Genomic DNA, 19,156 nt, shown 5'->3' on the forward strand with positions numbered 1-19,156 from the left:
TTATAATCGTCCAGAACAGACACAAGTCTGCCCGCTTCAATATCTTCCTCCACATGAAAACCGCCAACACGCCCCAAGCCTAAACCCTCAAGGCATAATCGCCGCATCGCCAACCCGCTGTTGACAGCCGCATTGCCTGAAACGGCAAGACGGTAGACATCGTCAGATCCAGGATTTCTGAACGGCCATTCGTTCAGACTTCGGCTGAAATTGAAACTGAAGCAGTTGTGGTGTGCGAGGTCTTGCGGCGTTTTAGGCATACCATGTTTGTCGATATAGGTCGGCGACGCGACGATGACCCGTGGCACTTCAAGCAGTTTGCGGGCCCTCAGGGAGGAATCCTGCAGGGCGCCCGAGCGGATCGCGATATCCGTTCGTTCCTCAATAAGGCTGATAACGCCGTCTGTCAGTGAAATATCGAGTTGAACTTCTGGGTATAGGTCAAGGAATTTTGGTGCGAGTGGCAGCAGATAACGTTCACCGAAAGCGAGTGTCGCATTCACACGCAGAAGTCCGCGGGGAACCACTTTGCCGCCGCTGGTGATGATCTGTTCGGTCTCTTGGATGTCAGCCAAAATGCGTTTTGCTCTGGTCAGATAAATTTCGCCTTCTGGGGTCATGGTGACGAGGCGAGTTGAGCGTAACAGCAGACGTGTCCCCAGACGGTCCTCAATACGGGTTACGAGTTTGCTGACGGCAGAAGGTGAGAGCTTCAGTTTGCGTCCGGCGGCAGAAAAACTTCCCAGTTCAGCGGCTGCAACGAAGACCTCCATTTCGCCGGTACGATTGTCCATACGTGCTACCTTGTGAATTCAATTCAAAGGTATTTATCCATTATTGCAGATTATCAGGCAAGTCGTCTTCCCCCATATAGGGTGCATCAATCAGTCAGACGACCAGCAGAGTTGTCGTCAGCGCCCCGATAGATTTCGAGGGTAAAGAGGAAGTCACCATGCCTTTGGCTATATTTGCTTTGACGATCGCCGCCTATGCGATCGGTACCACCGAGTTCGTAATTGTCGGATTGTTGCCGACTGTTGCGACGGATCTCAACATCTCATTGACGCTCGCTGGTCTTATCGTCAGCGTTTATGCGCTTGGCGTGACCTTTGGTGCGCCGGTCCTGACGGCGTTGACTGGCAGGATAGAAAGAAAGCCGCTGCTGCTTGGCCTTATGGCGCTGTTTATTGTTGGTAACGGGCTGGCGGCATTGTCATCCGGTTATGAGTTCCTTCTTGTGGCACGTGTACTGGCCGCTTTTGCGCATGGCGTTTTCTTCTCGGTCGGTGCGACCATCGCTGCAGATCTCGTGCCGGAGAACCGTCGTGCTTCAGCAATTGCCATGATGTTCATGGGCCTGACGGTTGCCATCGTCACCGGTGTTCCACTTGGTACATATATTGGTCAGGTTTTCGGCTGGCGCGCTACCTTCTGGGCGGTCTCGATGCTCGGTGTCATTGCTTTTCTGGCAATTGCAACACTTCTGCCAAATACGCTCAAAAAGGCAGCGCCTGCACGTCTGGTTGATCAGGTCCGCGTTCTCGGTTCAGGTCGCCTGCTGATCGTCTTTGCCATGACCACTTTCGGATATGGCGGCACGTTTGTCGCCTTCACCTTTCTCGCGCCAATCCTGCAGCAAGTGACCGGCTTCTCCGCATCCAGCTTCAGTCTTATCCTCGTACTCTACGGTATCGCTATTGCTGCTGGTAATATTGGCGGCGGCAGGATCGCCAATCACAATCCGGTCAGAGCGCTTGTCGGTCTGTTCCTGGCGCAGGCAATCGTGCTGCTGGTGTTTTCCTTTACCGCTGCGTCACCTGTTCTGACATTGGTGACGTTGGCTGCACTCGGTTTCCTGTCCTTTGCAAACGTGCCAGGTTTGCAGCTCTATGCGTGCAGTTGGCCAAAGAGCATCGGCCGGGAGCCGTTGATGTCGCCTCTGCACTCAATATTGCTGCCTTTAACCTCGGCATTGCCATCGGCGCGTGGCTGGGCGGTCTAGTTGTGGAATCGCCGCTCGGTCTTGTCGCTACGCCTTGGGTTGGTGCCATTCTTGTTGCCGTTGCCCTGCTTCTGACAATTTGGAGTGGTGCGCTCGACCGTCGTGCCGCGTCACCGGCGTTGAACATTGCCTGACCGTTATCAGCCCGGCCGATTTGCGGCCGGGCTTGCCGAACCGACACTTGATGTCTGGTCGGTTCTCAAGTCCAATCATTCCCGGCGAAAATCGCTGCGGATTAATCAAGGAGTAAGCCAATGCACACTGTTACCGCAAATGGGGCGACCATTCCCGCGCTCGGCTTTGGTACGTTTCGTGTCCCCGGCAGTGATGTCCTCAGGATTGTGCCGAAGGCGCTGAAGACCGGATTCCGCCATATCGACACTGCGCAGATTTATGGCAATGAAGCGGAAGTTGGCGAGGCCGTCGCCGGTTCCGACATTGCGCGTGGCGACATCTTCCTGACCACAAAAGTCTGGGTCGACAAATACAAACACGACGCCTTTATCGCTTCTGTCGATGAAAGCCTGAAAAAGCTGAAAACCGACTATGTCGACCTGTTACTTCTCCATTGGCCAAACGACGCGGTTCCATTGGGTGAGCAGATCGGTGCGTTGAATGAGGTCAAGGAAGCCGGCAAGGTGCGTCATATCGGCGTTTCCAACTTCAACACGGCTTTGATGGCGCAGTCCGTTTCACTTTCAAAGGCGCCGATCGTGACCAACCAGATCGAGTATCATCCGTATCTCAATCAGGATGTCGTGATCGCCGAAGCCAAAAAGTCCGGCATGTCGATTACCAGCTATTTTGCCATGGCGGATGGCAAGGTGCTTGCAGACCCAGTTCTGAAAGATATTGCTGCCAGCCACGGCAAGTCGGTTGCGCAGGTCGTATTGCGTTGGCTCGTCCAACAGGACGGCATCATTGCGCTTTCCAAGACGGTGACTGAAGCTCGTCTCGCCGAGAACGCAGCGATTTTTGACTTTGCTCTGTCTTCAGAGGAAATGGCGGCCATTCACGCGCTTTCCAAAGCAGATGGCCGTATCGTGTCCCCGGATGGCCTCGCACCGGTCTGGGATGCTGCTGTGTGAAAACAACAGGAGGGGCCTGCGCTCCTCCCCAAATGCCTCTTTACATTTGTCGATGGCGTTACTCGCGCGCGCCATCCGCAAGCTGCATCAGCCCCGGCATGTTGCAGACCAGAAGTTTCTGGCGGCCTCCCTGCACAAGACCCTTGGATTCCCAGCTGCTCAGAATGCGCGACACCGTATGCAGTGTCGTTCCGGTCATTTCAGCAATATCCTGTCGGGATATCGGGAAATCGATCCGAATACCTTCGCTTTCCTTGCGCCCGGCCTGTTGTGACAGACGAAGCACGGCGTGGGCAACACGGCGCTCAACTTCCTGCGTGGACATTTCGCGAATACGGGTATGGGCTTCTTCCAGCCGCTGGCCGATGGTCTGCATGGCAGACACTGCCAGATAAGGGTTTTGCTCAACAAATTGTGGCCAGAGGTCTGTCTGCCAGGACAAAATAACGCTTTCAGCGGCGGTGGTCGCCGTGCCGGGGTAATCGGTTCTTTGAAGAGCCTTGGCAAAACCGAACAGATCGCCGGGATGCACTACGCGTACAATGATCTGCTGGCCATCCTGCGTCACCTGGGTGACCTTCAACCGGCCATGAATCAGCAGGAAAAAATGGGATGCGGCCTGTCCCTGCTCAAAGATCGCTTCGCCGGGTGGCACAAGCCGGGAATTGGCATGGGACAGAAGCTTGTCGAGGTCTTCGTCCAACATTTTACTGAACAAAGGCAAAGCCCGGATGACGCTGCGGTCAATCTTCACCAGATGTCCTCTCCAGACACCCTGTTTCCGCTTGTCTGCGGTAGTCGACGCTTCTGATCGAGCGGTGACGGCAGGATTAGTCTCGTTAAATATTTCCGTATTGTTTCGTCGCTGTCTTTAGCACGTGTCGAGGGTTGTGGAAAGGTTGTCGGGTTCTTAAACCGACCAACCATGGTTGCGCAGCCTTGCTGCAAGTGGTGCATACCAACGTGTGTCTTTGACCAGCCGAAAGCCGAGATTATCCGGAGGTACGCCCACTGCGCAGCCGCCACCCTTCGGATTGCGCACAAAACCGCTAAGCGCTGCACGGTGTTTGCCCGAAGCAACCGGAATACCACATGAAGAGACGGCGCTCGTTACATTGCCGTTGGCATCCAGATTGACTCGGCGACTGCAGGTCGCCGTCCATTCCCATATGTTGCCACCAAAATCCGACAGGCCATGCTCATTCTCGCCGAACGTGCCGTATGATTGCGGTACCGGATTGCTCGAGGCTTTACGGCTGGTCTGGCGTTCGTAGTCTGCCAGCCAGCGCGCGGCAGGGTTGGTCGAATCCGTATCGACATCCAGTTTTTCATCAGGAAAGATCGAGCCGGCAGCGAAAGCCAGTTGCGCGTCACTTGGCAAGGTCCAGACCTCGCCGGTGCGAGCACTCAGCCACGCAGCATAGGCTTTTGCATCGTCGTGGCTGATGCCAGTTGCCGGCGTTCTCACATCAAGTGCAACGGTAAAGCCAGGCTCTGGTGCAGCACAGGCACCATCCGTTACGCAACGGTTATAATCGCTGCCCGAGACCTGATATTTCATGATTGTCAGTGCACGGTTCATTGTCATGGTGCGCATTGGTGCGTCAACGGCGTAACCGTTTTTGAAATATTCGCCGTCTTCACGATAACTAAAAGTGCCCGTCGGAATGACAATGGTTTGTGGTGCGTCAACGCTCGCAACAGGTGTACTGTCTGAACCGATGATGCCCGCTTGGAGAGCTGCTGTTGCGGTCAGCACCGCAATAATTGATAGCGGAATCGCAATCGAGAGAGCTTTCGATGCAGGTTTTAGACGAAGCGCGGTCATAGCAATCTCCTTGCGCCATCAGTCGTGAATATGTGCAGCTTGTATTCCGTACACCCACGGGGTGGGCCAAGGGGCCGGGCTGTTTCCGGTCCCTTGGCTGTTGGTCATGTTAGATGCTCGATGGTGCGAGAACCGCAGTCATCAGGTCGTAGTTCCAGTCACCAGTGACCTTGAAGTGAGCGGCCGCGCCCAGTTCGAAGGCTTCGATGAGGTTGTGGTTCACATAGGCGTAAATGCCTGGCTGCTCGAAGGTGTAGAATGCTGCACCTGCCGTGCCGCCTGGAATGAACCAGGTTTCCTGATCGACATCAGGAATGTTGCGGAACTTGCCGGTCGCCCAAACATAGTCGCCGTGGCCACCGATCAAGTGTGGACGGGTATCACGGTTGGCCTGCGAGTGCACAATCAGGACTTTTTCGCCAACTGCTGCCTTCAGCGCGTTATCACCTGTCAGAGCACCGACTGCCCCGTTAAAGACGATATGGCTTGGGGTCAGCGTGCGCATGACTTCCAGCGTGTCGACCATGGCATCGCCAGCACTGTCATACTTCTTGAAGGCACCCTTCTCATCACGGGGCACGTAGAAGTCCTGCTCACCGACGTAATAGACGCGGTCATAGGCCAGTTCCTTACCGTGACCATCCGTCAGACCGTCGCGTGGTAGGACCATGATGGCGCCATTCATGCCCGAGGTAACGTGCCAAGGCACCATGCCGGGAGGTGCGCAGTGGTAGACAAATACGCCAGCCTTGGTGGCCTTGAAGCGCAGGATTGCCTTCTCACCGGGGTTGACGATTGTCAGGCCGCCGCCACCCAAAGCGCCTGTCGCCGAGTGGAAGTCGATGTTGTGCTGAAGTTCGTTGGTGTCAGGGTTAATGAGCGTCAATTCAACATAGTCATTCTGGTGAACGACCATCAGTGGGCCGGGAACCGAGCCATTGAACGTCATGGCGTGAACTTCAGTACCCTTGTCATCCAGTACCATCTTCTTTTCTTCGATGGTCAGTGTGAACTCGACAATTTTTGGTCCGCCGACAGCTTTCTGGGTGTGTTCATGCACGAAAGGTGGTTTCGCCAATTCCACTTTAACGCGAGGTAGTGCCGAAATCTCGGCGGGTGTCAAAGCCTTCTCAGCTGTCTTTGTTTCGCCTGCTGCATGCGCGGTTGCTGCGCCGATGACAGGTGCCATCGCACCAGCAAAAGCCGCACTAGCCAGTATGTTCCGGCGTGTGATGTTGAAGTTGTCAGTCATCGGGTTTCTCCTTCTCCGATAGGACAAGCCTTGCTTGGCCCTGTCGTGATCGTTTTTAGCTCAACTCGCGAATTACAATTTGAGATGGAACAAAGAGCCCGTTTTGACGGCTGCGACATTTTGGCTGGGGGTGTCGCTGTCTTTGCCTGTTCGCAAAGACGGGGTGGCCAGGGGTGGTTAGACAGATGTCAAGAATTCACCACGAAGGCTAATCCCAGGAGCAATATCATGAGTGGTACAGAAACAATCCGGCAAGAAGGACATGCCCGTCCAAAAGGCGGAGTTCCAAGAGGTTTGTCACGCACCGGACCGGTCATTTTTTCTTATGGTTTCCGCCCGTTCTTTCTGGCGGCGGCCATTTGGGCAATCGTCACCATGGTCCTGTGGATTTCCGCACTGAGCGGGTTCATCCAGATCGGCGGCGATTATGGCGCGCATAACTGGCACGCGCATGAAATGCTGTTTGGTTTTGCCTCGGCTGTGCTTGCCGGATTTTTGCTGACAGCCGTGCCGAACTGGACAGGCCGATTGCCGGTGTCCGGGTTGCCACTGGTGCTGCTGTTCGGGTTATGGTGTTTGGGACGGTTGATGTTCCTGGTGCCTGGCATGTTTGGCATGACATTAGCTGCGGTGATCGATGGTCTGTTTCTTCCGGCCCTGCTGGCGATATGCGCAAGAGAAGTCATTGCCGGGCGCAAATGGAAAGACCTGAAGGTACTGGCGGGCTTGTTGGCGCTTTCAGCCGCCAATATCGTCTTTCATTTTGCGGCGATCAGCGGCGATCACAGCCACGTTGCCACACGGCTTGCGGTTTCGGCCTATACGGTTCTGGTGATGATCGTCGGTGGACGCATCGTTCCAAGTTTTACCCGCAACTGGATCAACAAGTGTGGCCGTACCGATTTTCCTGTTCCTTATAATACCTTCGATACGGCGGCGATTTTAACGGGGGTTGCCGCCCTTGGTGGTTGGACCCTTGCACCCGAGAGCCCATTAACGGCCATTGTCGCTGCAATCGCTGGGTTCATGCATGCGGTCAGGCTTGTGCGGTGGCGCGGTTGGGCTACATGGCCGGAGCAATTGCTGGTGGTTCTGCATGTGGCTTATGCCTTCATACCGCTCGGCTTCATGGCCATTGCGCTGGGTGTCTATGAGGGGATGGATGCCCGCTCGGTGCTGCATATATTTACCGTCGGCGTTGTTGCCTGCATGATGCTGGCGGTGATGACGCGCGCCAGCCTTGGTCATACCGGTCGCAAACTCCATGCAACGAAGATGACAGTTGCCGCCTATCTGGCGCTGATTGGAAGCGCAGTGCTGAGACCAGCCGCAGAGGCCTTCCCGGATGCCATGATGCACCTTTACGCCTGCTCGGGCGCCCTGTGGATCATAGGCTTTCTGTTGTTCTGCATAGAATTCGGGCCGATCCTGACACAGGAGCGCAAACCGTTGCGGGCTTGACGGTTCGCAGCGGTTTTATCTTTCAGAATGAACCAAAGAAAATGCCCCGCTTGTTGTCACAGGCGGGGCATTTTGATGGAAGTATGCTTTGTTGCCGAGATTACGCTGTCAGTTCGGCGGCATGCCAATCCTGATGAACATACGGAATGCTGTGCGGCCTTCGTCGAAGTTTCCTGCCCATTGATGGCCATTCGACATCAGGTCAGCATAGAGAAAAACCGGTTCCTGCTGCATAACGGCAAAAATGACCGAACCCGGAGGGTGGCTCTTTGTGGCTTCCGTCAGCCGCTTGATTTGCAGTGGTGGAGCGAGTTCGACGAGATCAAGATATTCGCTGGGATCCGGCCATGCTTCTGGTTCTGCGGCATCATGGACCAGCGTTGGTGACACGGAGAGTTCTTCGCTTTTTTTATGCGGAATGAACTGGACCTCCCACTCACCATTGCCAAGCTCTTTTTCCAGATGATCGAACCCGCGGCGCGCCATGACATTGAACAATGGCACCGGGCGAAAGGTTGTCATGATCGTCAAACCTTCACCCGGAGCCAGCGATGCCACAGTCTCCATGATGGCGGGGAATGGTTCGATGCCACTGCGCAAAAGTGGACGCAGATCCAGTTCTTTCATGCTGCCATTCATGGTTCACCTTTTATCTTTGAAACAGCTTTTGCCGATTTTTGCAGACGTCTAGCATGGAGGCAGATTGCTCTTAATGGTTTGATCCACAGCAACAATCGCAGCCGGAATGTTCTTCTTCACTGCCTTCGCTCTCACCTTCCATACGGTTGATGTCAAGGCGCCAGACTTCCGGACCCTGCTCGAGATATTCCCAGCCAAACTCGCCTGGGAAATTGGTGGCCAGTTGGTACAGCAGCGGGCGCGGGTCATGATCACTGGTGATCTGCAGCGACTGGCCGGCGGTTAATGCGCCAAGAGCACCAAAAATCTGCGGATGGCGTTCACGTGGCGGAATGACCCTGACATCAATGTTGGTAACGGGTTGAGCTTCGGACATAATCTGTTTCCATCGCCGCAAGACAAGGATTGCTCATGCGTGCGGCAGCCGCTTAAGCAGCCCGCAAGCTACCTATTGTCACAGCGGGCAACGTTGACGCGGCTCAAATAAATCTGAAAATTGTCATGTATGCGCTTTTACGCAAAGAAGGGCGCATTCTTCGTGGGCAGGATACGGGCACATTTGTAACCGTAAAGGAGTGCCCCATGCATCAGCCGCTTATCGAGAAATACGGCGAAGCGCGACTGCCGCGTTACACCAGTTATCCAACTGCACCGGCCTTTTCGGCCTCGATAGGGGCCGGAACCTATTCGGACTGGATTACCGAAATTCCGCCGCAGGATAAAGTCTCGCTTTATCTGCATATTCCGTTCTGCCGGTCGATGTGCTGGTATTGCGGCTGTCACACCACGATCACCAGCCGCGATCAACCAATCCTTGATTACCTCGACGTCCTGCATGCGGAGATTGATCTGGTGCGGGCGCGGACATCTGGTCGCCTGAAGGTTGGCCATGTGCATTTTGGCGGTGGTACACCCACCATCATGCAGCCGGAGGAGTTCCTGCGGTTGATTGCATTGCTGGGCAAAAATTTCGTTTTTGACAAGACCACCGAGATGGCTGTCGAGATCGATCCCAGAACATTGACACCGGACATGGCGGTTGCGCTGGGTGAGGGCGGTGTCAGGCGTGCAAGCCTTGGAGTGCAAAGCTTTGACCCTATCGTGCAAAAGGCCATCAACCGCATCCAAAGCGAAGAACAAACGCAGACCGCCGTCACGAGGCTAAGAGTTGCCCGCGTTCCCCGTATCAATTTTGACCTGATCTACGGCTTGCCACATCAAACCGTGGCGTCCTGTATTGCCACGGCCAAGGCTGCGATCAAAATGCGGCCCGACCGGTTTTCGGTGTTTGGCTATGCGCATATCCCGAGCTTCAAACAGCATCAGAAACTGATTGATGAAAAGGTCTTGCCAGATGCCATGGCGCGGGCAGAGCAGGCAGATGCTATTGCCGCCACTCTCGAGCGGGCAGGTTATATCCGCATCGGTCTCGATCACTACGCTTTGCCCGGTGACGACATGGTGATTGCACAAAAGTCAGGACGTCTGCATCGCAATTTCCAGGGCTACACGACGGATGCCTGCCAGACTTTGATCGGTCTGGGCGCTTCCGCCATTGGACGCATGCCTGGTGGGTATGTGCAAAACGAAGTGCCACCTGGCATTTATGCGCGGCAGATTTCCAGCGGGCAACTGGCGACCGTCAAGGGGTATCGTTTGACCACCGAAGACCGGATGCGCGCCGATCTGATTGAACGGTTGATGTGCGATTTTCGCGCCGATGTGGCGGGGATTGCTGCAGGTCATGGTTTTGATGCTGCCATGTTGCTGGAGGACAATCGCCAGCTCTCCATGCTGGAAGATGATGGCGTCGTTGACATCAGAGATGGCATCGTCAGCGTCAAACCGGATCAACGCTTCATTATTCGTGCCGTTGCGGCCTGTTTCGATGCCTATCTGCATTCATCGGGCCGCACGCATAGCAAAGCGGCCTGATCCTTACCTCCTTAAGGTGGATACCGCCTTAAGGAGGACATTCTGCAAGGTAATGAAGACTGAAACAAAACAGCCCCGTTATTTGGCGGGGCTGTTATTTTGGTGGTATTTGCTGCGGTTAACCGGCCAAGCTGCGATAGATGGCGGGCAAGGCCGAGGGCAGTTTGGAAATCCTGTTGACGATGGCGTAGCCATTCTTGCCAAAGATCGCCGGAATGTAGGACTGGGCTTGCCTGTCCACCGTCACACCGAACACGTTGACGCCGGAGCGCCTTGCCTCGGTGATGGCCCGGCGGCTATCTTCGATGGCAAACCGGCCTTCATAGTGGTCAACGTCGTTGGGTTTGCCGTCGGTCAGCAGCAACAGCAACTTGCGTCTGTCAGGGCGCTTGCGCAACTCCGCAGCCGCATGGCGAACCGCAGGGCCAATACGGGTGTAATAGCCAGGTTTCAGTGCGGAAATGCGTCGCTCCACCTTGTCGCCCATTGGCTCGTCAAAATCTTTTACCGTTTCCACCCGCACCCATGAGCGACGACGGGAGGTGAATGTCAGAATGGAGTGGCTGTCGCCGCAGGCGGACAGTCCGTTTGCCAACACCAGCAGGGCTTCTTTCTCGACATCCAGAACGCGGCGGTTATCAAACCACGCATCAGTGGACAACGACACATCGACAAGAATGGTGACGGCAAGATCATGAGCCTGCGGTCTGCTCATCATGTGAATGCGATCACTGCCTTGACCGCCGGCAGCCATGTCGCTTCGCACACGGACTACGGCATCCAGATCAAGATCGTTTCCGTCGATCTGGGCTTTGAGTATTTCATGGCGAGGACGCAGAACCTCGAATTGTCGTTTGACACGACGGATCAAGCTCTTGGTTTGTTCATCGGCTTCTGGCGGTGTTTCCGAACCAGCGGCCGCCGAAGCAAGCACGCGGCAATGGTTGGGTAGATAGGTGCCGCTGCGATAATCCCATTCCGGGTAGGTCAGATCTGCCGTCAACGGGGTGCGATCCAGTGCTTCCGGTGGAAGGTCAAGATCGAAACGGAAGCGGGCGGATGGTCTGCCCTTGCGTTCGCCAAGCGTCATCTCATCGAGTTCATCGGCGGCGCTGGCGTCATTATCGTCACTATCGTCTCCGGGGCGATCGACATTCACCATTTCAGCCATGGCCAAGATCTTTTCGAACCGATTGAGAATGAACGGGCTGCGTTCGGTCTGGCGATTTTCCGCCTTTTCTCTGACCGCAATGTGCCGGGCGGTGGGTGCACATTGGGGCTGAGCACCGCTGGCGGGCTGGTCTTCATTGTCGCGCGGTTCGGAGGCTTCGCGCAGCAGTGTATCGGGCCAAAGGGGAACCGGCAGCATCGGCAGATAACCAGGCGGTGCCTTGTATGGGAACTGGAACGGCGCGACTGGCGCATGGTGTTCGGCACCATTTGCCAGCATCGCCAGAATACGGTTTTCAACCTGCTGCTCGACCTTGGGAAGTGGTCTTTTCTGACGCACGGCAAGGATGGCAGCACACAGGCGACGATAGCGATTTTTCATGCCGGGAAAGGCTTCCATGACATGGTCGGCCAACTTTGATGCCCGATCAAGCCGGGTGAGATCGTTCAGCAGCAAATCATCTGATGGAAACTGGTCGAGTGGCAGGCAAGCCATCGCGGCTGCGAGCCAGACATAGAGGTCACGGTTAAGTCCTTCGTCCGGGAACAGGTCGATGACTGGAGGCAACATCAACGTGGCGTGGTCACGGCCCGGCTGGGCCAACTTTTCCTCACCAAGTCCCATGCGTTGACGCAAACGCAAGCGGTGGGTGGACGTGCGGGCACGGGCCGGCGCGATCTGCACCGCCCGCTCACCACCAAAACCGCGAAAGCACACAGCCAGCAACGTTTGCACATCGTCCAGTTTGACGGCATGTTCAGGAAAACGCAGCCATGTTGCAGTTCCGCCAATCAGGCGATGCCATGCACGGCCAACGGTTTCTTCCAGTTCCAGAAAATCCAGCATCGAACTATCCTTGCCGCATCGGCGCGAAATCCGGTTTCGAATTTCGCAATGACGATACGTAGCTTCAGTGTGTCGGAGGGTCTTTTGCGCCGTTGAAGACGCAAAGTGCCTTAGCGGATCATTGCGTCCGCGATCTCGAACAGAGCCGCCTTGACATCCTGCTCGTCGGTCAGCGGTTCAATCATGGCTGCGCGGACGGCGTCACGATTGCTCATGCCGGCATCGATCAGGCTTGCGCAATATACGACAAGGCGGGTCGAGACACCCTCTTCAAGGTCATGGCCTTTCAGGGTGCGCAGACGCTGCGCCAGATTAACCAGCGGTTCGATGTCGGATTCATCAAGACCACTTTCCTTCGAAACAACTGCTATTTCCTGGTCCTTCGGCAGGAAGTCGAATTCAATGGCGACAAACCGCTGCCGGGTGCTGGGTTTCAGGCTTTTCAGCAGGTTCTGGTAGCCGGGGTTATAGGACACTACCAGCATGAAGCCGGGAGGTGCGTCGAGCACTTCGCCGGTGCGTTCCAGCGGCAGAATACGCCGGTCATCCGTCAGCGGGTGAAGCACGACGGCGACATCCTTGCGGGCTTCAACAATTTCGTCGAGGTAGCAAACGCCGCCTTGACGAACCGCTCTGGTCAGCGGGCCATCCATCCAGACCGTATCGCCACCTTTCAGCAGATAACGGCCGGTCAGATCGGCGGCAGCCAGATCGTCATGGCATGAAACGGTGGAGAGCGGCAGGCCGAGCTTGGCGGCCATATGGCTGACAAAGCGGGTTTTGCCGCAACCGGTTGGACCTTTCAGAAGCAGCGGCAGTTGCCGGGTCCATGCTCTTTCAAACAGCTGGCACTCATTGCCGGACGGGCTGTAGAAAGGAATTTCCGTGGTGGTCTTTGGTCCGTCCCTGAAGATCGTGTTCATGTTTTTCTCTCCATGAGATTCTGAAAAAGGGAAGCGCCGGCCCCTGGGGTTTAAGGGCCGGCGCGTTTCTCATTCGGCAGGCTGCACTGCACGGGTGACGTCACTCCGTCGTTCCTTGCCGGGCACCAGGACTGCCCAGGTGAACATGAGAGCCGAAATGAGAACTCCAGCGCCCGTCGCCAGGCGTATCCAGTAGAACAGCGACAGCTGTTCCTGCACGTCCATGTAATTGTCGCCGAGCACGCGCTGCAGGTGCACCTGCACAACACCAGCAAAGGTAAGGGCAAAGGTCATCAGGAACATGGCGGTGCACATGATCCAGCAGCTGGCCATTGACAGCATCTGGTTATACGGTGCGCGCTTGCGCATTTCCGGCATGGCATAGGCCATCATGGCAAGGTTCAGCATCACATAGGCACCAAAGAAGGCGAGATGGCCGTGCGCGGCCGTGATCTGCGTGCCGTGGGTGTAGTAGTTGACCCATGACAGCGTGTTGAGGAAACCCCAGACGCCAGCCCCGAAAAATGCCATGACCGAGCAACCGATCGACCACAACAGGGCGGCGCGGTTGTCGTGCTTGCGTCCGGCCTTCCAGGTCATCACGAAAGTAAAGATGACCATGGTGAAGAACGGTGCGACTTCCAGCGTCGAGAACAGTGAACCGATCCACTGCCAGTATCCGGGAGCGCCGATCCAGTAGAAGTGGTGGCCGGTGCCGAGAATGCCTGAGAACAGTGCCAGGCCGACGATGACATAGAGCCACTTCTCAACCACTTCGCGGTCAATGCCGTTGAGCTTGATCATCAGGAAGGCCAGGATCGAGGCCATGATCAGTTCCCACACACCTTCGACCCAGAGATGGATGACGTACCACCAGTACATCTTGTCGAGTGCCAGGTTGACCGGGTTGTAGAAGGCAAACAGGAAGAAGATCGCCAAACCCCAAAGGCCAAATAGCAGGATGTTGATGACGGTGGTCTTTCGGCCTTTCAAAGCTGTCATGGTGATGTTGAACAGGAACATCAGCACGACGATGACGATGCCAACCTTGATGGCAAAGGGCTGTTCCAGGAACTCGCGTCCTTCATGGATGCGGAACAGGTAACCGACCACGGCAACAGCGGCGGCGACGAGGAACAGCCAGAACTGGATGATCGCCAGTTTCGGGCTGTAAAGCTCGGTTTCCGTCTCTTCCGGCAGCAGGTAATAAGTCGAGCCCATGAAACCCATCAACAGCCAGACAACAAGGGCGTTGGTGTGGATCATGCGGACGATGTTAAAGGGTAAAAGCTCGGAAAGCGTGTTGGGCAGCACGTAGATTGTCGCTGCAAACACACCGAATATGACCTGCGCAATGAACAGGCCAATGGCGCCATAGAAGTAAAGCATGGCGACTTTTTGCGTCTGGTATTTCATGTCTTCTCTCCTTGCCTCACATCTCACCCGGCATCATTCGGTGGCCAGTTCTGGGTCTTGATGCGGCTTGCCCACTCGAGGAAGTCGACAAGGTCATCAAGTTCCTGATCGGTCAGGTTGAACTGGGGCATCTGACGTCTGCCTTCGATGCCGGTCGGCTGTGCGGCCATCCATCCCTTGATGGAATCGCGTGCGGACTCCTTGTCCTCAACGCCGCCGTAACGCTTCCAGACATTGCCAAGCTCTGGTGCGAAATAGGCACCTTCGCCGAGCAGAGTGTGACAGTTGATGCAGGAGTTTTTCTCCCAGACATGTTTGCCGCGGGCGACACTTGCCGTCAGCGTGCTTTCATCCGTAGAAACGGTGCGCATGTAATAATGGCTGTGGGCGGTAAGCCCGACGAAAATCGCAAAGAAGAATATGGAGCCGCCATAAAAGACGTTGCGCGCTCCTGTCTTGGTCAGGCGTTCTGCCATGCCATGGTCCTTTCCATTCCGGGGAACCGCCAGCGCGGACCGGCTTGATCGAACCCTTTTCCGGGGTGTTTGGCTGTTGGGCGGCGCACTGCGGTAGGGCTGGGACCTTTCTAGAGGCTGGGGCAGAACCGTCTTTGCCATTTGGCAAACAACAGGCACGCTATCGGCCCCAGGTTGCTTTCAAAGATGGTAGACGCCCTGCAGAACAGCGCGCAGCAGCGCTGCTGCGGCGAAAAGCACCGGCCATGCCAGCAGGGCATTACGCAAAAGACCCGGCTCGCCGCCAAGGCCCAGAAACTCATCGATAATGCGTCGGGATTTTAACAGCGCAAACAGCAGCACCAGGCACGCCGCAGCAAGTGCAGGCATGTAACCGGCCTGTCTTGCCGTCACCACGGCCATGCCGGCCAGCACCAGAATGCTAAGAATGACAAAGGTTTTGCGCAGTTGTGAAGATGTACGATCAAGCATGGGTCTACACCAGATAGATAACGGGGAAAATGACGATCCAGACAAGATCGATGATGTGCCAGATGGTCGTGACGAGCGTGACGTTTTCATCTTTCGGTTTCACGGCAACGATCAGCAGCAGCCCTGCAACAAAGATGACGTGGAAAAGATGAAAGCCGGTGAGCATGAAATACAGCTCGTAAAAAGCGCCGTAGGCCGCATCTGATGCGAAGGCGATTTCGGTGCTGTATTCGTAGAGCTTCAATGCGGTGAAGACGAAACCCAGCAGGGCCGCCAAAATCAGCGCCCGCCTTCTTAGTTGCACCGGGCTATTACGACGGGCGGCAATCGCCGCCTGCCAGCCGCTACCCAACAGTACCAGTGTATTGAAGCCGGCAATTTGCGGCTGCAAATGGCCCCTTGCTGCGATAAATCCTTCTTCGTTCAGAGCAAAGGCGATCAGAAATGCCGCCAGCAATGCCCCAAATACAATCAACTCACTCCATACCAGAATCCACATCAGCAGATTGCCGTTATCCTCGTCTTTTGCCGCCATGACCTCATCCATATTTGCCGAATAGCAAGTCAGAGATAGGCGGGTGCATCATGTGCTTCTTTGCTGCCGATCAAAGAACGCCGTCAGTAAACGCTTATGGTCATGACAAAGCGCAATTACCATTTGATGGAGCATAAGCATGAACGACGCTCAGGTCGGACTCATTGTCGCAACGCCTATTATTATCGGCTTTTCTATCCTTCTTTACCGAATGGGGGTGTTACAGGGACCGGGCACCATTTCGGCCGTGCTGGCCTCTGCTGCCATAGCGACCGTGCTGTTTCTGGGGCAGTAAGAGAACAAGCGAGGATCCTGCCGTGATAGAACTTTTAGCCGCGCTGGCATTGTTCGTTGCCCTGCATTCTATCCCAGCCGTGCCATCGGTGCGTGGCAAGCTGGTTGCAGCAATGGGCAGGCCCGCATATTTCGGTGTCTATTCTCTGGTGTCGCTGGCCGCCCTTGGCTGGGTTTTCCATGCGGCCCTGATGGTGGACTATATTCCCCTGTGGGACACCGCGCCCTGGCAAGCGCATGTGACATTTCTTGCTGCGCCACTTGGGGTGTTTTTTGTTCTTGCCGGCCTGTGCAGCGTCAACCCGCTGTCCATCTCGGTGCGGCAGGGAGAGAAGGCCGGGGCGATCGTCACCATTACCCGGCATCCGGTTTTATGGGGTTTTCTGTTCTGGTCAGCAGGGCATCTCGTTCCCAATGGTGACCTGCGGTCGCTGATCCTGTTTGGAGGTTTTGCCCTGTTTTCGCTCGGCGGAATTCCAATGATTGAAAAACGCGCCCGCAAGAGACTGGGATCTGGCTGGGGTGAGGCGACAGCCCGTACCTCATCCATTCCTTTTGCAGCTTTGTTGTCCGGCAAGGTGCGACCAGCCTTTGATGCACCATTGCTGGTTGCTGCCGCTTTGACGGGACTTATCACTTGGTGGTTGCTGGCTGGCGGTCACGCCGCACTCTTCGGTGCCGACCCGATGCTTTACATGTAATCGCAAGACGTCAGGAGGCCGCAATCACATGCGGCTCCCATGCTTTTGCCTGTGGCGACGCCGATAGGCCAAGCTGGTCCATTGCGCGGGCGGCAAGTTGATCGACAATATCAGCCACACTTTCCGGAAGATGGTAAAATGCAGGCACGGGCGGCATGATCATTGCGCCCATTTCGGTGGCCGCACACATGTTGCGCAAATGGCCTAGGTGCAGCGGTGTTTCCCGTGCCATCAAAATCAGTTTGCGGCGCTCTTTCAAATGCACATCTGCTGCCCTGACAATCAAATTGTCGGAAAAGCCATGGGTGATTGCCGCCAGTGTCCGCATGGAGCAGGGGGCAACAATCATGCCCGCCGTGTGGAAGGAACCGCTGGCGATAGCAGCGCCAATATCGGTGACCGGATGGTTGAAATGCGCCAGCGCCGAAATTCGCTCTACGGCGGCCGCGCCGACTTCATGCAGCAATGTTTGACGGGCAGAGGGCGAGATGACCAGATGGGTTTCTATTCCCTGCATGTCTGCAAGACGCTCAATGATGCGCACGGCAATAGCGGCGCCGGATGCACCGGTAATGCCAACAACGACCCGTGATATGGTCATGGTTTTTCTCCCAATCCGAGCTCACTCCACATGGCGTCGACTTTGGCAATCACATCTGGCGTCATCGACAGCACGCGGCCCCATTCCCGCTCTGTTTCACCTGGCAGTTTGCGGGTGGCATCCAGTCCCATCTTGCCGCCAAGACCGGCCTTAGGAGAGGCGAAATCGAGATAATCAATGGGTGTGTTGTCGATGATCGTCACATCGCGTGAGGCGTCAAAACGGGTGGAAAGTGCCCAGATGACATCCTCCCATTTGCGAACATTGATATCGGTATCCACGGCGATGATCAGTTTGACGTAATTGAACTGCGGCAGCATGGACCATAAGCCCATCATGATGCGCTTGGCCTGACCGGGATATCGTTTGTCGATGGAAACAACCATGACGCGGTAGGAACAGGCTTCCGGCGGCATCCACAGATCAACGATTTCGGCAAACTGTCGTTTGACCAGTGGCAGGAAGATTTCCAGCATCGCCTCACCCAGAACCGAGGGTTCATCCGGCGGCCGGCCGGTATAGGTGGAGAGGTAGACCGGCTTTTGCCGCATGGTGATGGCCGACAGGGTCATGACGTGGAACGGCTCAACCGAATTGTAATAACCGGTGTGGTCGCCATAGGGACCTTCTGCTGCCGTCTCATTCGCCGAGACGGTTCCCTCCAGAATGATTTCCGCATTGGCGGGGACCGGCATCGGTACCGTCACTGCCTGCGCGATGCGGCTTCGCATGCCGCGCAGCAGGCCAGAAAAACCAAGCTCGCTCATATGTTCCGGCAGGGGCATGACGGCCGCCAGAATAAGGGCGGGATCGGCGCCGATCGCAATGGTAACCGGCATATCCTCTCCGCGATTTTGCCACATACGGTGATGTCGTGCACCACCACGATGGGCAAGCCAGCGCATGATCAACCTGTTGGGTCCGAGCACCTGCATGCGGTAAATCCCGACATTGATGTCGGCGGGATTATCGGGTGATCTGGTGATGACAAGCGGCCAGGTTATCAGCGGCGCAGGTTCTCCCGGCCAGCACCATTGCACGGGTAATTTTCCGAGGTCGACCTCATCACCCTGCAGAACAATGTCCTGCACCGGTGCCCGCGATACCTGTTTCAGGCGCATGGAAAACGCCGCCTGCAACATCGGCAATTTGTTCCATGCATCCTTGATGGAGTGTGGAGGGCGTGGCTCGCGCAGTTCGGCAAACCGCTCCGCAAGGGCTTTCAGGCCGCCGGTCTCAACCCCCAGGCCCCATTCTATCCGTTGCTGCGTACCGAACAGATTGGCCAGAAGCGGTATGTCATGCACCTTGCCGTCTGCGGCCACCGGCTTTTCAAACAGCAGGGCAGGCCCACCATTTTGCAACACCCGGCGGTGAATTTCTGTCACCTCGTGCACCAGCGACACGGGCTGTTCAATGCGCTTCAACTCACCACGTTGTTCTAGCATGGCAAGGAAGTCGCGCAGATCACCGGCGCGGGTCGGCGTGGTTTTTTTATCCATCATGGGTTCTGTCTG

The 19,156-nt window shown here is 55.9% G+C and carries 19 protein-coding genes and 1 pseudogene; 6 read left to right on the plus strand and 14 right to left on the minus strand.

Annotated elements, in window-relative coordinates; translation table 11 throughout:
• Positions 1 to 794 (minus strand): LysR family transcriptional regulator (locus M2418_RS00005; protein WP_259141945.1); only part of this gene is annotated, 794 nt, incomplete at its 3' end.
• A 158-nt stretch (positions 795 to 952) separates the two neighbouring features.
• Here M2418_RS00005 and M2418_RS00010 point away from each other — a divergent pair.
• Together M2418_RS00010 and M2418_RS00015 are read left to right on the plus strand one after the other, a co-directional pair.
• Positions 953 to 2,136, plus strand: a pseudogene (locus M2418_RS00010) (MFS transporter).
• A 120-nt stretch (positions 2,137 to 2,256) separates the two neighbouring features.
• Positions 2,257 to 3,090, plus strand: a complete 834-nt coding sequence (locus M2418_RS00015; RefSeq protein ID WP_259141947.1) for an aldo/keto reductase — start codon at positions 2,257 to 2,259, stop codon at positions 3,088 to 3,090.
• A gap of 58 nt (positions 3,091 to 3,148) precedes the next feature.
• Here the strand turns inward: M2418_RS00015 and M2418_RS00020 are convergent, their stop codons facing one another.
• The 3 genes from M2418_RS00020 to nirK form a co-directional block, all read right to left on the minus strand.
• A complete protein-coding gene (locus tag M2418_RS00020) occupies positions 3,149 to 3,844 on the minus strand; it encodes a Crp/Fnr family transcriptional regulator (RefSeq protein WP_192487911.1) in 696 nt (231 codons plus the stop codon).
• Between the two features lie 156 nt (positions 3,845 to 4,000).
• Positions 4,001 to 4,918: a formylglycine-generating enzyme family protein gene (locus M2418_RS00025; protein WP_259141951.1), complete on the minus strand. Its 918-nt coding sequence runs from the start codon at positions 4,916 to 4,918 to the stop codon at positions 4,001 to 4,003.
• Between the two features lie 109 nt (positions 4,919 to 5,027).
• Positions 5,028 to 6,170, minus strand: coding sequence for a copper-containing nitrite reductase (gene nirK, locus M2418_RS00030; protein WP_259141954.1), 1,143 nt, complete (start codon positions 6,168 to 6,170; stop codon positions 5,028 to 5,030).
• Between the two features lie 228 nt (positions 6,171 to 6,398).
• On the opposite strand from nirK, the gene M2418_RS00035 reads away from it, so the two are divergent.
• Positions 6,399 to 7,631, plus strand: a complete 1,233-nt coding sequence (locus M2418_RS00035; protein ID WP_259141963.1) for an NnrS family protein — start codon at positions 6,399 to 6,401, stop codon at positions 7,629 to 7,631.
• Positions 7,632 to 7,739: 108 nt separating this feature from the next.
• Here M2418_RS00035 and M2418_RS00040 read toward each other — a convergent pair whose 3' ends face one another.
• Both M2418_RS00040 and M2418_RS00045 read right to left on the minus strand, forming a co-directional pair.
• Positions 7,740 to 8,270, minus strand: coding sequence for a DUF2249 domain-containing protein (locus M2418_RS00040; RefSeq protein ID WP_259141965.1), 531 nt, complete (start codon positions 8,268 to 8,270; stop codon positions 7,740 to 7,742).
• Between the two features lie 70 nt (positions 8,271 to 8,340).
• Positions 8,341 to 8,646: a DUF2249 domain-containing protein gene (locus M2418_RS00045; RefSeq protein ID WP_250982362.1), complete on the minus strand. Its 306-nt coding sequence runs from the start codon at positions 8,644 to 8,646 to the stop codon at positions 8,341 to 8,343.
• A gap of 206 nt (positions 8,647 to 8,852) precedes the next feature.
• Between M2418_RS00045 and hemN the strand changes: the two genes are divergently transcribed.
• On the plus strand, positions 8,853 to 10,205 hold the full coding sequence (hemN, locus tag M2418_RS00050; RefSeq protein WP_259141969.1) for an oxygen-independent coproporphyrinogen III oxidase: 1,353 nt from the start codon (positions 8,853 to 8,855) through the stop codon (positions 10,203 to 10,205).
• Positions 10,206 to 10,323: 118 nt separating this feature from the next.
• On the opposite strand, the gene M2418_RS00055 is transcribed toward hemN, so the two are convergent.
• The 6 genes from M2418_RS00055 to M2418_RS00080 form a co-directional block, all read right to left on the minus strand.
• Positions 10,324 to 12,222, minus strand: coding sequence for a nitric oxide reductase activation protein NorD (locus M2418_RS00055; RefSeq protein ID WP_259141978.1), 1,899 nt, complete (start codon positions 12,220 to 12,222; stop codon positions 10,324 to 10,326).
• Positions 12,223 to 12,332: 110 nt separating this feature from the next.
• The gene (locus M2418_RS00060) at positions 12,333 to 13,145 is read right to left on the minus strand and encodes a CbbQ/NirQ/NorQ/GpvN family protein (protein ID WP_259141980.1); all 813 of its coding nucleotides are present in this window, start codon (positions 13,143 to 13,145) and stop codon (positions 12,333 to 12,335) included.
• Positions 13,146 to 13,214: 69 nt separating this feature from the next.
• Complete coding sequence (locus tag M2418_RS00065; protein ID WP_259141992.1) at positions 13,215 to 14,561, minus strand: cbb3-type cytochrome c oxidase subunit I; 1,347 nt, start codon at positions 14,559 to 14,561, stop codon at positions 13,215 to 13,217.
• Positions 14,562 to 14,584: 23 nt separating this feature from the next.
• Positions 14,585 to 15,037: a cytochrome c gene (locus tag M2418_RS00070; protein WP_192487921.1), complete on the minus strand. Its 453-nt coding sequence runs from the start codon at positions 15,035 to 15,037 to the stop codon at positions 14,585 to 14,587.
• A gap of 180 nt (positions 15,038 to 15,217) precedes the next feature.
• Entirely contained in the window at positions 15,218 to 15,508 is a 291-nt protein-coding gene (locus M2418_RS00075; RefSeq protein ID WP_259142002.1) for a cytochrome C oxidase subunit IV family protein, read from the minus strand.
• 4 nt (positions 15,509 to 15,512) lie between these two features.
• Positions 15,513 to 16,043 carry a cytochrome c oxidase subunit 3 gene (locus tag M2418_RS00080; protein WP_259142011.1) on the minus strand — a complete coding sequence of 177 codons (531 nt, stop codon included), beginning with the start codon at positions 16,041 to 16,043 and terminating at the stop codon, positions 15,513 to 15,515.
• Positions 16,044 to 16,182: 139 nt separating this feature from the next.
• Between M2418_RS00080 and M2418_RS00085 the strand changes: the two genes are divergently transcribed.
• Together M2418_RS00085 and M2418_RS00090 are read left to right on the plus strand one after the other, a co-directional pair.
• Entirely contained in the window at positions 16,183 to 16,338 is a 156-nt protein-coding gene (locus M2418_RS00085) for a hypothetical protein (protein WP_192487924.1), read from the plus strand.
• A 22-nt stretch (positions 16,339 to 16,360) separates the two neighbouring features.
• Positions 16,361 to 17,038, plus strand: a complete 678-nt coding sequence (locus tag M2418_RS00090) for an NnrU family protein (protein ID WP_259142020.1) — start codon at positions 16,361 to 16,363, stop codon at positions 17,036 to 17,038.
• Positions 17,039 to 17,048: 10 nt separating this feature from the next.
• On the opposite strand, the gene M2418_RS00095 is transcribed toward M2418_RS00090, so the two are convergent.
• Positions 17,049 to 17,633 (minus strand): UbiX family flavin prenyltransferase, encoded by a 585-nt coding sequence (locus M2418_RS00095; RefSeq protein ID WP_310503173.1) that lies wholly within the window; start codon positions 17,631 to 17,633, stop codon positions 17,049 to 17,051.
• 2 nt (positions 17,634 to 17,635) lie between these two features.
• Entirely contained in the window at positions 17,636 to 19,144 is a 1,509-nt protein-coding gene (locus M2418_RS00100; RefSeq protein WP_259142024.1) for a UbiD family decarboxylase, read from the minus strand.
• Positions 19,145 to 19,156: the final 12 nt, after the last annotated feature.

Origin of the sequence: Rhizobium sp. BIGb0125 (assembly GCF_024810055.1) — a bacterium.
GTDB lineage: Bacteria > Pseudomonadota > Alphaproteobacteria > Rhizobiales > Rhizobiaceae > Agrobacterium.

Excerpts from the sequence above, each read along its gene's own strand:
- M2418_RS00015 (WP_259141947.1), top strand. The coding sequence starts at position 2,257 with ATGCACACTGTTACCGCAAATGGGGCGACCATTCCCGCGCTCGGCTTT.
- M2418_RS00025 (WP_259141951.1), bottom strand. The coding sequence starts at position 4,918 with ATGACCGCGCTTCGTCTAAAACCTGCATCGAAAGCTCTCTCGATTGCG.
- nirK (WP_259141954.1), bottom strand. The coding sequence starts at position 6,170 with ATGACTGACAACTTCAACATCACACGCCGGAACATACTGGCTAGTGCG.
- M2418_RS00035 (WP_259141963.1), top strand. The coding sequence starts at position 6,399 with ATGAGTGGTACAGAAACAATCCGGCAAGAAGGACATGCCCGTCCAAAA.
- M2418_RS00040 (WP_259141965.1), bottom strand. The coding sequence starts at position 8,270 with ATGAATGGCAGCATGAAAGAACTGGATCTGCGTCCACTTTTGCGCAGT.
- M2418_RS00045 (WP_250982362.1), bottom strand. The coding sequence starts at position 8,646 with ATGTCCGAAGCTCAACCCGTTACCAACATTGATGTCAGGGTCATTCCG.
- hemN (WP_259141969.1), top strand. The coding sequence starts at position 8,853 with ATGCATCAGCCGCTTATCGAGAAATACGGCGAAGCGCGACTGCCGCGT.
- M2418_RS00055 (WP_259141978.1), bottom strand. The coding sequence starts at position 12,222 with ATGCTGGATTTTCTGGAACTGGAAGAAACCGTTGGCCGTGCATGGCAT.
- M2418_RS00060 (WP_259141980.1), bottom strand. The coding sequence starts at position 13,145 with ATGAACACGATCTTCAGGGACGGACCAAAGACCACCACGGAAATTCCT.
- M2418_RS00065 (WP_259141992.1), bottom strand. The coding sequence starts at position 14,561 with ATGAAATACCAGACGCAAAAAGTCGCCATGCTTTACTTCTATGGCGCC.
- M2418_RS00070 (WP_192487921.1), bottom strand. The coding sequence starts at position 15,037 with ATGGCAGAACGCCTGACCAAGACAGGAGCGCGCAACGTCTTTTATGGC.
- M2418_RS00075 (WP_259142002.1), bottom strand. The coding sequence starts at position 15,508 with ATGCTTGATCGTACATCTTCACAACTGCGCAAAACCTTTGTCATTCTT.
- M2418_RS00080 (WP_259142011.1), bottom strand. The coding sequence starts at position 16,043 with ATGGCGGCAAAAGACGAGGATAACGGCAATCTGCTGATGTGGATTCTG.
- M2418_RS00085 (WP_192487924.1), top strand. The coding sequence starts at position 16,183 with ATGAACGACGCTCAGGTCGGACTCATTGTCGCAACGCCTATTATTATC.
- M2418_RS00100 (WP_259142024.1), bottom strand. The coding sequence starts at position 19,144 with ATGATGGATAAAAAAACCACGCCGACCCGCGCCGGTGATCTGCGCGAC.